The organism is Cupriavidus sp. 8B, from assembly GCF_054589115.1.
The window spans coordinates 21,906-35,854 of sequence record NZ_BAAILO010000005.1; the positions used below are offsets into that span (position 1 = coordinate 21,906).

At 61.2% G+C, this 13,949-nt stretch carries 10 protein-coding genes; 4 read left to right on the plus strand and 6 right to left on the minus strand.

The features are described 5' to 3' along the window. Positions 1-103: 103 nt before the first annotated feature. Positions 104-634, plus strand: a complete 531-nt coding sequence (locus ACYP5B_RS00360; RefSeq protein ID WP_459568119.1) for a hypothetical protein — start codon at positions 104-106, stop codon at positions 632-634. A gap of 187 nt (positions 635-821) precedes the next feature. Continuing rightward, complete coding sequence (locus ACYP5B_RS00365; protein WP_459568120.1) at positions 822-1,466, plus strand: glycine zipper 2TM domain-containing protein; 645 nt, start codon at positions 822-824, stop codon at positions 1,464-1,466. A gap of 125 nt (positions 1,467-1,591) precedes the next feature. Here the strand turns inward: ACYP5B_RS00365 and ACYP5B_RS00370 are convergent, their stop codons facing one another. From ACYP5B_RS00370 to ACYP5B_RS00395, 6 genes are all read right to left on the minus strand, one after another. Next, a complete protein-coding gene (locus ACYP5B_RS00370; protein WP_459568121.1) occupies positions 1,592-2,773 on the minus strand; it encodes a glycosyltransferase family 4 protein in 1,182 nt (393 codons plus the stop codon). Continuing rightward, the gene (locus ACYP5B_RS00375; protein ID WP_459568122.1) at positions 2,760-3,512 is read right to left on the minus strand and encodes a polysaccharide deacetylase family protein; all 753 of its coding nucleotides are present in this window, start codon (positions 3,510-3,512) and stop codon (positions 2,760-2,762) included. The genes ACYP5B_RS00370 and ACYP5B_RS00375 overlap by 14 nt, the downstream gene beginning before the upstream one ends. A 538-nt stretch (positions 3,513-4,050) precedes the next feature. Further along, on the minus strand, positions 4,051-4,428 hold the full coding sequence (locus tag ACYP5B_RS00380; RefSeq protein WP_318237432.1) for a hypothetical protein: 378 nt from the start codon (positions 4,426-4,428) through the stop codon (positions 4,051-4,053). 118 nt (positions 4,429-4,546) lie between these two features. Continuing rightward, a complete protein-coding gene (locus ACYP5B_RS00385; RefSeq protein WP_459568123.1) occupies positions 4,547-5,479 on the minus strand; it encodes a hypothetical protein in 933 nt (310 codons plus the stop codon). Positions 5,480-6,894: 1,415 nt separating this feature from the next. Beyond that, positions 6,895-10,716, minus strand: a complete 3,822-nt coding sequence (locus ACYP5B_RS00390; protein ID WP_459568124.1) for a chemotaxis protein CheB — start codon at positions 10,714-10,716, stop codon at positions 6,895-6,897. Between the two features lie 110 nt (positions 10,717-10,826). Then, the gene (locus ACYP5B_RS00395; protein ID WP_400103899.1) at positions 10,827-11,096 is read right to left on the minus strand and encodes a hypothetical protein; all 270 of its coding nucleotides are present in this window, start codon (positions 11,094-11,096) and stop codon (positions 10,827-10,829) included. Between the two features lie 255 nt (positions 11,097-11,351). On the opposite strand from ACYP5B_RS00395, the gene ACYP5B_RS00400 reads away from it, so the two are divergent. Beyond that, positions 11,352-13,115 carry a hybrid sensor histidine kinase/response regulator gene (locus ACYP5B_RS00400; protein WP_459568125.1) on the plus strand — a complete coding sequence of 588 codons (1,764 nt, stop codon included), beginning with the start codon at positions 11,352-11,354 and terminating at the stop codon, positions 13,113-13,115. A 279-nt stretch (positions 13,116-13,394) separates the two neighbouring features. Then, complete coding sequence (locus tag ACYP5B_RS00405; protein WP_400102493.1) at positions 13,395-13,856, plus strand: hemerythrin domain-containing protein; 462 nt, start codon at positions 13,395-13,397, stop codon at positions 13,854-13,856. Positions 13,857-13,949: the final 93 nt, after the last annotated feature.

A 13,949-nucleotide genomic window follows, 5' to 3' on the forward strand; every position in this document is an offset into this window, starting at 1 on the left:
CTCGCATCCCGGTTGCAGAACTTACGGATTGTCACGACTTGAGGGTCAACGGCAGCTCCGAGGATACCGTTCTTGCTCATAAGCGCGGCGTATCGCCGAGCCGTTGATTCATTCTCAAGGAGTTCTAGCCATGAAAAAACTTTTCGCTGCTCTCGCGTCCGCCGCGCTCGTCACCACCGTCTTCGCACAGACTGGTGTTCCTGCTTCCGCGGCCCATCCGCAATCCGAGCCGACCAAGAGCCAGGCAAAGGCCGACAAGGAAAAGAACGTCGCACAGGCAAAGGCCGACAAGAAGAAGGTGGAGGCGCAGAGCGATGCGGCCAAGGCGCAGGCCAGCGCCAACAAGGAGAAGGTGGGAGCCCAGGCCGATGCTAACAAGGCAGCCGCTGAGGCTCAGGTGGACAACGCGAAGGCCGTGTCGACCAAGGGCGCCCCCGACAAGGCGACCAAGGCGCAAATGAAGGCAAGCAAGGACAAGAACGTCGCGCAAGCAAAGGCCCACAAGACGAAGGTCGAGGCAAGCAATGATGCAGACAAGGCGCAGGCCAAGGCAGACAAGGCGAAGGTCGATGCACAAGCCGACGCCGACAAGGCCGCAGCCAGTGCCAAAGTGGATAAGACCAAGAAGCAATAAATAGCTCCTGCCCGATGGACGGGAGGGTACGTTGCCCGGCCGAAAGGCCATGGTGACAACGGCTCGGGTGCGGGAGCTTTGCGAAGAGGCAGGCTAGCCGAAAGGCAAGCTTGGTCTCTTCGTCTTTTTGCAGGGCTGCATTGCTGCCTCGCAAGCCGAACAGCGCAGTAACTTCACTGAGGTCGAAATGGAAAACACGAGCCAACAACCCAATCGCCTGCATCCGCTGATCGCCACCGCAGCGGGCGCCGTCATCGTCGCAAGCCTGATCGGTGTGGCCGCGATGACGGGGCTCCTGCCTACGGTTCACGGCAACGACGTGACGCCTTTGGCACCGCAGGCCCTCCCGGCTGCGATGGCATCCGGCATGGCGCCCGCTTACGGCACGATGCAACCGGCAGCCCCGGCCGTCGCCCGCCCGCGCATCCGTACGGTTTCCCATGCCGCCCATGCCGAGCGTGCCGCCTCGCCTGGCTGGCAACAGCATGTAGCCATCAACAGTAACGTGGGCACGGTCGAATCCATCACGCCCATCACACAGCAGGGCCAGGCCAGCGGGCTGGGCGCGGTGGGTGGCGCGGTGGCTGGCGGCCTGCTCGGGCACCAGATCGGTGGGGGCAACGGCCGAACGGTGGCAACTGTCCTGGGCGCCCTTGGCGGCGGGGTCGCCGGCAACATGGTCGAGCAGCGTGTGCGCAGTGACACCGAATACCAGGTACGCGTGCGCATGGAAGACGGCTCAAGCCGTGTCGTCACCTACCATCAGCAGCCCGATGTGGGGGTGGGCCAACGGGTGCGCGTTGAAAATGGCGGAATCACCGGTACCGTGTGAGGTTCCGTGTGAGGTCTTGGCCGATGCTCTCTGTCAAGGCGCCATCGCCGGGCTCTGATCCCCCGTCGCCGAGCGCCTTGTACGGGGCAACCTGGCTGCTCGGGCCTCGCCCGTCACGAGCCGCCTCAGGTTCCTCGCCCACGCCCCGCCGCCCTTAGGCACTCACGATATAACTCAACCGTTTCGCGCCCAAGGTTTGTCAGCGAGAAATTCGCCTTCACCCAGCGACGCCCGCGGCGTCCCATCTGCGCCGCGCCGACCGGGTCCACGGCAAGCCGGGCCATCGCCTCGGCCAAAGCACCGGCATCGCGCGGTGGCACCAGAATGCCGTGTTCACCATCGACGAAGGTCTCCGGGATACCGTCCACGGCTGTGGCAATCACCGGTTTGCCGCAGCTCATTGCCTCGAGGATGACCAGGCCCAGCGCTTCGGTGCCAACGGGCGGATGCACCAGCACATCGATTCCCTGCATCAGCGTAGAGATGTCGTACTCGAACGGGCGGAAGTGCATGCGTCCGGACAGGCCCAAGGCATCCGCCTGCTGGCGCAATTGCGGGATCAGTTCGCCATCGCCGACGCACAAGAAATGGGACTTCGGACATCGCGCAAGAACCTGTGCTGCGGCTTGGATGAAGTAGAACTGTCCTTTGCCGTCAGGTCGTCCCGCTCCTCCGAAGAGTGCGTATATCCATGCATCCTGCGGCAGTCCCAGGGCAACCCGAATCCGATAACGCTGCATGGCAACGGCGCGAAAGTGCTCGGTGTCGATCCCGCAATAGATACGCCTGAGCTTCAGCGTGCGGTCAGGATCTACAAGCAGCAGGGATGCCCGCACCGCGTCGGATACCGCGATCACGCTGGAGTACGCGGCAAGATATCGACGCGTTCTTTCCTTGATCCGAGTCATCAGATGGCGCGTCACAACGACCACCGCGGTGCGGCCCGATAGCATCCATGCCATGATTGCCACCCAATAATCACGCCCGTGGTGCGCGTGGATGACATGCACCCGCTCTTCCCGGATATATTGCGCCAGGATAGCGGGCCAAAGGATGCGGTTGGCGGCCAGGATCCGGACCTTGATGCCCGGCATGCCTTTGGCCGCGGCCCTCCACCGGGCAGCAGCAGGAATTGCCAGCGTTACCTCGCAACCTTGTAGTTCCAGGGCCTTGCAGAGGGAAAGCGTATGCGAATCTATCCCGCCCCCGTCGAAACGGGAGTTAAGGACAAGCACGCATAGCCGCGAGCTGGACGAGGCCGCGTAGGGGTCAGCGTGGAGTTCAACGCTTGCTTCAGCATGAATCATGGTCCTTTGACTCCATGCCTCGGCGGTCTTCATAGGCGGTGACAAGTTTCTGCAAGAATTGGCCTGGATGCGTGGAACGCGAGACCGGCACCCTTGGAAGCTCGAACAGGTTACGGCCGGCAACGGCGCGGCCGCGGTTCGTGGTCACAGCGGTGTGGAAACCAGCCTCGCGCACGAGATCCGCAGTGACGTTGTCGAACCGCCCGAAGGGATAGCAGAAGTGTCGAACCTGCACGCCCAGCGCCGCCTCCAGGTCGTGCCTGGAACCTTCGATCTGGTCGCGAGCGACCACGCTGTTCACCGATGTCAGGTCGACGTGGGTACGCGTATGGGCGCCCACCTCCATCCCTGCGCGGCTCCACTCGCGCAGTTCAGCGACCGTCATCAGTGGCTTTTCTGGCACGCCGATCTCGGCGTCCCAGCGGTTGGTGTGTCCGGCCAAGCTGCTGACCGCATAGCAAGTTGCGGTGAAGTTGCAACGCAGCAATACCGGTAGCGCGTGCTGCAGATTGTTGCGATAGCCGTCATCCAGCGTAATGCCAACGACCCTGCCGGCCCGTTCGCCCCGCAGGTAAGGCAACAGATCCCTTAAGGCGAGCCCTTGGAAGCCCAGCAATCTGAGCATTCGCATCTGCCACGCAAAGGCGCGTGGCGCGACAACGAGGCCACGCATTGGTGTGCCTCGCGGCGGCGGCGCCTCGATCTGGTGATACATCAGTATGGGGATACGCGACGTCATGCCTGGTCTCGCTTTTTCCGGTTAGTGACACCGTCAGGCTTGCGTTTGGAGCGTGGAGCCGGGAAGATCCTCAGCACCCGGCCTTTGTTTATCATACTCTGGAGAACTTAGCGCAGCCTTAGATGAGGATGAAAGGCCACAATATCACGGATACAGGCGCTCCGCAGGGGTGGCCCCGCAGTCCCATACGCGGCGTCCGTATCACGTCCGTATCACGTCCGTATGGCGTCCGTATGGCGTCCGTATGTCGTCCGGCCGGACGCTGGCACAAAGCCTGGTGGAACTGCACGGCGGCACCGTGCAAGCCTGCAGGGGCGGCACTGGTCAGGGCAGCGAGTTCATTGTGCGCCTGCCGATCATGGTCTCAGCGCCGCCGAAGCGGCCGACGATGCCAGCCAGCGGCGAGCTGGCAAGTTTGGAGACGGGAAGAAGCCGGGACGGAAGGCGATCTAGTGCTCGGCATCAGCCGTGATGCCGCCGCCCGGCAAGGAACTATAGGTCGTGGCACTCGGACCGAATAAATAGGGAAACGCCCCATTCAAATTATCTTGCACGGAATGACCGCCTCCTCGTCAACTTCATAGACGGCACACATACGGTGGTAGCCATCCGCGATCACGACCTTGCCATGCATCTCATCTCTCAGAAGAAGAATCGGGGAGAGGCTTTCGCCCTTAGAGATCTTTTTTCTCTCAGTCTTGACCTGTGCATTGCTGGCGCTCTTCAATGGAAGTTCGCAGGCTCTGAAAATGTCCACGGTCTTGAATTTCACGACCGGGGCGGCTCTGAACTTAGCCATCATCTTGCTCACCTTATCCCGGCTGTGGAGGATGGTCAGGTAGGACTCAGCGGCAGGATAGTCCTGCTCCTCCACGTCGGAGAGCCACTTGATATCCGGTAACGCGTCTTTGCTCATCTTGATTGCCCTGGTTGTCGGCTGTCAAAGAAAACTAGTGCACAAATAGCGCGATCAGGATGATGATCGGAATTGGCACCCCAAGCATGAGAAGAAGAAGCGAGCGCATCGTGTACTCCTAAACAGGTCTGACTGCAGGTTCGCGCATTGCGCGTTGCGAGACGGCGATATGGTCACGCCGGGCGCCGCCAAAGGTTGCGCAGAGACTGGCAAAGAATGCACCGCAAAGCAGTGCTACGAAGAACCACAGACTTGCATGAGCGGCGGCCTTGCGCGCCATGTCTGCCCGCTGCGCAGCAGCGGCTTCTTCGGTCTTGATGGCTTTGTCGAGCCGGCTATACGTGTCTGTTACGCGTTTCTCAGCGTCTGTCTCGCTCAAACCGGTCCATCGCGCCACCTGCCTGGTCGCGTACGCCTTGTCCTCCGGGGTTAGCCCTCCCGATCGAACATCGTGCAGGAACATGGCAGTCATTTCGGCACGTGGTGCCGCTTCGGCATTGGTTGTTGAGGGCTGGTCGGAGCGCCACAGCATATCCCCGAAGTAGCCGGTGGAAGCGGCGCGCTGCTGCGACGAGTCGGGCAAGGCGACCGCTGGTGATCGCGCGCTCGCCTGGATGCCCGCCGCCACGGGCGCGGTCGACCCAACCAGGATGGAGCCGATCGCTGTAGTGAGGAACGCCGCCGTAGCCAGGGAAGCGACTGCCCATGCCAGGAAACCATGCGCCGTATCCCGAAAATAGACTTCGTCCGTATGCACAGAGGCCCATTTCACGCGCAGACTGCCTGCCAGATAGCCGCCGATGCCGGAGGCGGCAAGTTGAGTAAATGCGAGCCACGCTATGGTTGAGGCACCCAGTGTGTTCGCGCTGGCACCAAAGCCAGCCCAGGGGGAGGCAGCCGAAAGCCCGAGACCGACTCCCAGAACGAGGAGTATCAGCGAGAGTGCTGCCGCAGCGCTTGCGCCGGCTAGAACAGCGCCCCACGCGACGCCCGAAGCGGTCGAATCGGCGTCCGTCAGTTGCTCCGGGCCGTCGAGGAGATGTGATGTCATGGTGGACTCCGGTTCAGGAAACGACGTGGGCAGACACGTAACTCTGCGACTCACTTCCGCACGATTCATGCCAAGCATGATTCTCGTGATTGAACCGGCCGAGAGCAACGTGGCCGAGGTTTCGGAGAACGCTCACCGCCCCGCGCAGGCAGGTCATTCCTGCAAGTTCGGTAGAAATATCCACATTGAGTATCCACATTGCCTACGGTTAACCCCTCCTGAACAGCAGAGTGTCGGGCCGCCCGCTTTTCCGGGCGCAGCGAGTACCGTACGGGACGCGCGCAAGCTTCATGTGGTGACACAGGAGCCCACGCCAGGAGCGTTGACGAACGGGAGATGCCAACATGCCAATGGGACGACCGAAGCTGGATCTGGTGTTGAGCGAAGACGATCGGTCTCAACTTGCCTCGATGGCGCGTTCGCGGAGTATCCCGGCGTCGCTGGTTGCGCGGGCACGCATCGTTTTGGGAACAGGACAGCCCGCTGACGCGGGGGTGTCTCTTTAGGGCGGGGTTTTGATGCTTCTGGCTGCTTGCGCGGCTGGGCGGCTGGGCGGCTTTGATGGTTGATGGACTGGACGTGTTTTGGCGCTTCTAGCTGCTGTCGCGGCTGTACGGTGTTGCCGTTTTAGAACGTGTGAGATGTCACTTTTCTTTACTCGTAAAGAAAAGAAAGCGATCCTTGCAGGAGGCTGGCTTATTGGGGTTACGTAGCCCGGTGGTTTCGTCGTCGGGCCCCGGGTTTTAATGGACTCGTGCCGTTACCGGTTTGAATGACCACGATACTGCGGATGACGCTGGTTTCGTGGTAAGACTGCTCGGTAGCGGCATCCCTGCTCATTCATCCATCTGCCGGTACCAGTGCGAAGCACCACGATATATCACGCCGTGATGGTTTCGTGGTGGGGTGGGCGCGGTGGTAATCTCCGCGGAATTATTTTTTTCGGTGCCACCGCGCCCACGACGGAAACGGGACGCTTGCCACTTCGTGGCCGCCCGCGCCGCGAGCGACAGACGGCTTGAAATTCGTGGTGGTGGCTACCGGTGGGGGCCACCACGAAACCCTGGGCACTGGCAGCGTCGTGATGATCTAAACTGGTAACGGCACGAGGTCATTAGAACCCGGGGCCGTACGACGAAACCATTGGGGTCCCCAATGACGCCACGCCAGCCTCCTGCAAGGATCGCTTTCTTTTGGTTACTTTTCTTTACGAGTAAAGAAAAGTGACATCTCACACGTTCTAAAACGGCCAACACCGTACAGCCGCGACAGCAGCTAGAAGCATCAAAACACCGCCCACCAGAGACACCCCCGCGTCAGCGGGCCACAAGCAATCCACATCGCACACTTCCCCCAACCTACAATTCCTGCTCCAAGCTCAACAGACTTTACGAACGAATCAGCGGAACGGGACACTAGGAGGCCGGCGGAGAACTCCGCGAGGGAGCGCTTCCCTCTTCGCGGCTGTGGCGCCACGAAGCGATAAACGTGTTCAATTCGCGGAGATCCGCGGGCTTGACAAGATAGTGGTCGAAACCCGCGTCGCGTGACCGATGCCGGTGCTCCGCCTGTCCATATCCGCTGAGGGCGACCAATAGCACATGCCGGTGTTCCGGCATCGAGCGGATCCGATGCGCAACCTCGTAGCCATCCATACCAGGCAACCCGATATCGAGCAGTACCACGTCGGGCCGAAAACTTCGCAAGTAGCTTAGTGCCGTCTCTCCGTCTTCCGCGACTTGTACCTCGTGCCCATAAAGGCTGAGCAGCGCCGCGCTGCTTTGCGCCCCGTCTGCGTTGTCGTCGACCACCAGGATGCGTTGGGATGGCACCTCGACCGTATCGCCTCGATCGCCTTCCGATGGTGGATCTGCCGGCGTTCCCTGGGGCAGCACCGGAAGCCGCACAACGAACTTGCTGCCCCGGCCCCGGCCTTCGCTCGAAGCCCGCACGGAGCCCTGGTGCAACTCGACCAGGCGCTTGACCAGCGCCAGGCCAAGCCCGAGACCAGCGGAGCGCCGGTCAAGCGATGGCTCCGCCTGCACGAAGATCCGGAAAATGTTGGGAATGAACGCGGCCTCCATACCGATGCCGCTATCGATGACGGTCAGCACAGCCTCTTCGCCTTGCCGCTCCAGAACAAGTTGAACCTCGCCCTGCGCAGGTGTGTACTTGATCGCATTGCCCAGCAGGTTATTCACGATCTGCTCAAGCCGCATGACGTCGCCGTTCACGACCAGCGGTTCGTCCGGTATCGAGAGCGTCAGCCGATGCTGGCGCGCCGCGGCATTTGCGCGCAGCGACTCAGCGGCGTGCCGCACGGCGACCCCGAGATCGACAAGCCGGGACCTGAGTGAAATGATGCCGCGAGTGATTCGCGAAACATCCAGCAGATCGTCCACGAGCCCGATTTCGTGCTCAAGTTGCCGGTGGACTGCCGCTTGTGCCGATTTGATGGTCGCCTCATCGGCGACGCCGCTTTTCCAGATCTGGAAACCATTGCGAATCGCCGCCAGGGGATTGCGCAGTTCGTGGGCCAGCATGGCGAGAAATTCATCCTTCTGCCGATCGGCATCCTCAAGCCGTGCCATATCGTCGCGCTGTTGCGTGACGTCCTGAATGGTGAGCAGAATGAGCGCCTGCGCCGGCCAGGCAATGCGCAGCGCGTTCACGCGCATCGTGCGCACCCCGACGCGCGGAAACAAATGCGTGATCTGATAGTCGCGAACGACGCGCCGCTGCGGAAGAATGTCCTCGAGCAATTCGCGCAAGGCGGGGATATCCCATTGCCCATCGCCAATCGCGTAGAACCGCATGCCGACCGTCGTCTCGGCCGTGGTTGAAAAGGTCTGGTACAAGGCGGAGTTCGCCCGCACGATGCGCAGTTCGGCGTCCAGCACCACAACCGGATCTGCAATGGTCTCGATGATGGCCTCGGCATAGTCCCGCGCCCGGGTCATCTCTTCATGCAGTGCCTTGAGTTCGCGCACGCGGTAGCGCAATTCGTCGTTGGTGGTGGAAAGCTCTTCGTTGATGGACTGGAGCTCCTCCTTCGCAGTCTCCAGCTCTTCGTTCGTGCTGCGAAACTCCTCATTGCTGGATAGCAGTTCCTCCTCGCTCGACTTCAGTTCCTCCCGCGCGCTTTCATGCTCCTCGAGTGTCGCCCGAAGCCGCTCCCGAGTGGCATTGAGCTCTGCGGTGAGCCGCGCGATCTGCCCGTCTTTGTCACCAGGGGAATGCACAGCCTTCTGGCCAATGCCCTTTTGCAAGGCCTCTAGCATCCAGGCCTTGAACGGTCCGGGCGCGGCAGCAGGCATGAGGGCAGATCGCGACTGCACATCTCCGAAGAAAACCAGAAACCATTTTCCGTCAGTACCGGCGATTTGCACGGGATGCACTTCCAGGCTGGTCTCCGATGCCGTGCCCCCGGCTGCGTCCAAACCCGACTTTCGAACTGCTACGCCTTCCTGAAGGACCTGCTTGACCGCTTCAGTCACCGCCAGGAACACTTCAGGCTTGGCGAGCCGCTGGAGATTGCTGCTCGGCGGCCCGTCGGGATTGACGAGCCACGCGCTCGTGTCCCCGCGATACTCGACGATATTCAGGTCCTCGTCGCACAGGACGGACGGGGGCGCGTAGCGCGCCAGCGCCTTGCGGTCTGCCTCCTGGCGCAGCCGCGCCCCGCTTGTGGGTTCCCGCTTGTCGGCTGTCATCTGCGCCACGCCCTCGGACGACTCCGGCGTGGCGACCCCGCTAGATACGCCGCTGCGCAGGCGATCCGGGCGCGGCTTCCTGATATACAGCCTGGCGCGCTTGTTCTCCAGGACACCAAAATACTCGGAGAACGCGCCTACCGTCTCCGATGGGCCTAGCATCAGCACGCCTTCGGCGCGCAGCGCATAGTGAAATACCGGAATCACATTGCGCTGCAGGACCGGGTCAAGGTAAATCAGCAGGTTGCGGCAACTCACCAGATCCATGCGGGAGAACGGCGGATCGGCGGCAATGTTATGGCGCGCGAAGGTGCAGAGATCGCGCAGTGACTTGTCGATCCGGTAGTGATCGCCGTCGCGCACAAAAAAGCGCTTCAGGCGCTCGGCGCTGACGTTGCGAGCGATGTTCTCGATATAGCGTCCCGCCCGCGCGGTCTCCAGGGCGTCCAGGCTCACGTCGGTCCCGAAGATCTGAATGGGGGTGCTGGCGACGCGCTCTCCCAGATACTCAACAAGACACATGGCGACGGAATACACCTCCTCGCCGCTTGCGCAGCCCGGGACCCATATCCGTATGGGTACGTTTGCGTTTCGCTCACCCAGGATACGCGGGAACACGGTCTGGACCAGTGCCTCGAATGCGTCAGGATCGCGGAAGAACTCGGTCACGCGGATCAGGAGATCCCGTCCGAGTGCTAGTGACTCGGACGGATCGGATTCCAGTACCTGACTGTAGTCCGCCAGCGAGGAAATCTGCCGCAGCGCCATTCGTCGCGACAGCCTGCGCTCCACCGTGCCGCGCTTGTAGTGGGTGAAGTCGATGCCGCAAGCGTTGTAAAGCAGCCGGAACACGTGTCGCAACCCACGGCCGGCAGGATGCTCCGGCCGGCTGTCGTCAAGATCGCTCCCCGACGAGACGTGCGGCTTATCCGCGATTCGCTTGATCTCTTCCGCGATCTGCCGTGGGGACATGACGAAATCGACACAACCGGTGCCAATGGCCGCATTCGGCATGCTTGCGAATCTTGCGGATTGCTCATCCTGCGCGAATGTGATGCCACCCTCGCGCTGGATCGCACGCAGGCCAAGTGCTCCATCCGATCCGCTGCCTGACAGGACTACGCCGATGGCGTGCGCCCCCTGGTCTGTGGCCAGCGAATCAAACAAGTCATCTACGGGCATAGGCGGACCCAGCGCGGCTTCTCGCGGCAGGAGGCGAATGCGTCGTTGGTCCACCAGCATGCGGGCGTTCGGCGGAATGACGTACACGTGGCCCGCGTCGATCGACATCCCCTCGCTCCCCTCCAGGACCACCATATCCGTGTGCGAGGAGAGGATCTCGGGCAAAAGACTATGCCGGGAGGGATCGAGATGCTGCACCACCAGAAACGCCGCGCCGCCCGCAGCGGACATCGCCACGAGGAGTTCGGAAATCGCCTCAAGGCCCCCTGCGGATGCGCCAATGCCAACTATTGGAAAGGAGGGGGATGAGGTGTCCGGAATTGCTAGGGATGTATCACTCACAGAGTGGGTACCGGATAAACAGGCGGAGGTTGTGATTTTCGGTTTAGAACCGGGTGCGTTTGTGCGATTCTTAAGTCATACCACAAAGATCATCTCGATTTCACGAAACGTCAGTCCGGTGCTGGGCCGAATATATCGCTCGACAGATCATGCTCGAACTCCGCGGGCCAAAAATTACCTGCATCCCCCGCATACTGCATGCTCATCCTCGTGGTTTTCAATTCAACAGTCACTATCCGCGGCGTTCGCTCGGCACCTGCGCCAACGCCTTCGATCGCGCTCACGTCAAAGTCGTCCGCAATAAAGCCGTACCGCCGGCACACGACGCTGAAGACCGTGCGCTCGTGCGAAGGGAATCCGCGATAGAACACTTGGGTCATAGACCTCTCCCGACGCCATTGACCACCTGCGGGGCATGGTGGTAGTACAGAATCTCCGGTCCCAGGCCAGGCTCCCGCCCCTTTGGTGCCCTGCTCCAGAAGGCACGGTGTGTGATGGACTAGACTATTTATGATAGTGCCAAGCGACGTCCGCAGTGTTGGAAAGGGTTGGCCTTGCCTTGACACCAGCGCTGGCACGCACGACTGCATGGTGGCCCTGCCGAGGATCAAGAAGCGCATTGCGAGGTGATACCCGTGGACATCTATAGTGCGATTCAAGCCCCAGTACCGCTGGAGTCGGTGTTGTGTACCGAGGAACTAGGGAGGCGGCCGTCGCGGGCGCCCGAATACCAGGCCGAAAACCAGGCGCTCCTCGCCCTGGTGCAGGAGTTGACCCACTCGCCGGGTAGTGTTCTGCAAAGGCTGGTGGATATCGCGCTGGACTTGTGCAGGGCACACTCCGCGGGCATCAGCCTCTTGGAAGAAGCTGGGCCCCCTGGCGGACTGAACCCGAAAGGAAATCATTTCCGCTGGTACGCTGTCGCCGGACAATGGGCGCCGCTCGTCTGGAACACGACCACGCCGCGTGACTTTGGCCCCTGCGGCACTGTGCTCGATCTAGACGCCGCGTTGCTATTCGCCCATCCCCATCGCTATTACACCCAGTTCGCAGACGTTCGTCCCTTGCTGGTTGAAGGACTATTGGTTCCCTTTCATGTCGATGGTCAAGCTGTCGGCACTGTCTGGGCTGTCGCGCATGATGAGACGCGCAAGTTCGATCGTGAAGACAAGCGACTGCTCGAGAGCCTGGCAACATTCGCCTCGGCGGCATATCAGGTTCGGCTGGCCAACCAGCGCCTGGAGGCGGAAATTGCCGAGCGCAGGCACGCCGAACAGGCATTGATGGACGCCGACCGCCGCAGGAGCGAGTTTCTGGCGCAACTGGCCCACGAACTACGCAACCCTCTCGCGCCGATCCGTAACGCGGTGGAGATTCTGCGACGAGCAGGGGGCGATGAGCAAAAGGTGAGACCAGTCACCGAGATGCTGCAGCGTCAAATCTCGCAGATAGTGCGCCTCGTTGACGACTTGCTGGATGTGAGCCGCATCAGCCGCGGCAAGTTCGAGCTCCGCACCGAAGCCGTCGAACTGGCATCGGTTGTCAATCATGCGGTGGAGGCCTGCCGCCCCGCCATCGAACATGCGAAGCACAAACTGATCGTCGCGCTGCCGGCGCTGCCCCTGTACCTTGATGCGGATGCCGCCAGACTAGTGGAAGTCGTGGCCAATCTTCTAAGCAATGCCTGCAAGTTCACTTCCAACGGCGGCCAGATCTGGCTCACGGTCGAGCAAGATGGCGAGGAGGCCGTTGTCCGGGTACGCGACAACGGCATCGGCATCGCCAGCGACACGCTGCTCACCATCTTTGACATGTTCATGCAAGCCGATACGTCACTGGAGCGCCGGCAGAGCGGTCTTGGCCTCGGCCTGACGCTGGTAAAGAGCCTGGTGGAACTGCACAGGGGCACGGTGCAAGCCTGCAGTGGCGGCATTGGGCAAGGCAGCGAATTCATCGTGCGCCTGCCAATCAGGGTCGGAGCGCCGCCGAAGCAGGCGACGGTACCGGCCATCGGCGAACAGGCAACTACCGCGCCGCGCCGCATCCTGGTTGTCGATGACAACAAGGATTCGGCGGAATCTCTCGCCATATTGCTGAGGCTGACCGGCCACGAGGCGCACACAGCCTTTGATGGCGATGAGGCAGTGGAGAGAGCGGCGGCGCTACGGCCGGACGTGGTGCTGCTCGATATCGGCCTACCGGTCATCAGCGGTTATGACGCGGCTCGCCAGATTCGCGCGCAGCCGTGGGGCAAGCACATGGTGTTGGTAGCCATGACCGGTTGGGGTCATGACGAAGATCGGCAGAAGTCCCGTGAAGCCGGCTTCAACGCGCACCTCGTCAAGCCGGTGGAGCATGCCGTCCTTGCTCAACTATTGGCCGAGTCGCCTGCTGCCTGAGTCACTCGGACGATTTTGGTCAACCGATCCGACAAGCTTGCGCAGTGCGGCATTTCTTACAAGACGATGGCCATCTTGACCGCCCTGCCTTACCAGCGGTTATGCGCCTGCGAATCGTTTACCTGCTCGTGTCGCCGGGCGACCGGATGGAGCCCGCCTGGGAATTGACCGGAGGTATCTTGCTGATGGAAGCGGTGCGAAGTGGCATGGAACGTGCACCTCTTTGCCGGCGCTTACCCGCATCCTGCAGTTCGGCGCTTTCAAGACCGAGGCAACAACATGGACAAGTCGAAGATTCCGGCAGGCCAGCGCCAAGCGCTGGGCGCACTGATGGATGACCACCGCGCCGTCAAGAAGCTCTTCAAGTCGTTTGAGCAGAGCAAATCCAATAAGGAATCGATTGCCGGTGAAACCTGCAATCAGCTCGCAATGCACGCCCGGATCGAGGAGGAGATTTTCTATCCAGCGCTCCGGGGCGTTTCCGACGACCTCGATGACCTCCTCAACGAGGCGAAAGTGGAACATGGCGTGGCCAAGGACCTCATCGCGGCAATAAGAAGAGCCGCAGATAGCGACCGCCTGGAAGCGACTTACAAGGTCCTCACGGAGTACGTGGGACATCATGTAGAGGAGGAAGAGGGGGAGATGTTCGAGGCCGTCATCAAGCAAAATGTTGACCTCCGCGAGGTGGCCACGAGAATGGCAACGCTAAAGGAAGAACTCCTGGCGCTTGCAGCGTAATTCCCTGCTTTTTCCGAGGCCTTTTTCCGAGGCCTTTTTCCGAGGCTTCAGGGGCCGCAGCTTTCTGGTAGTTGCTGGCTCCTTTTTTTCTGG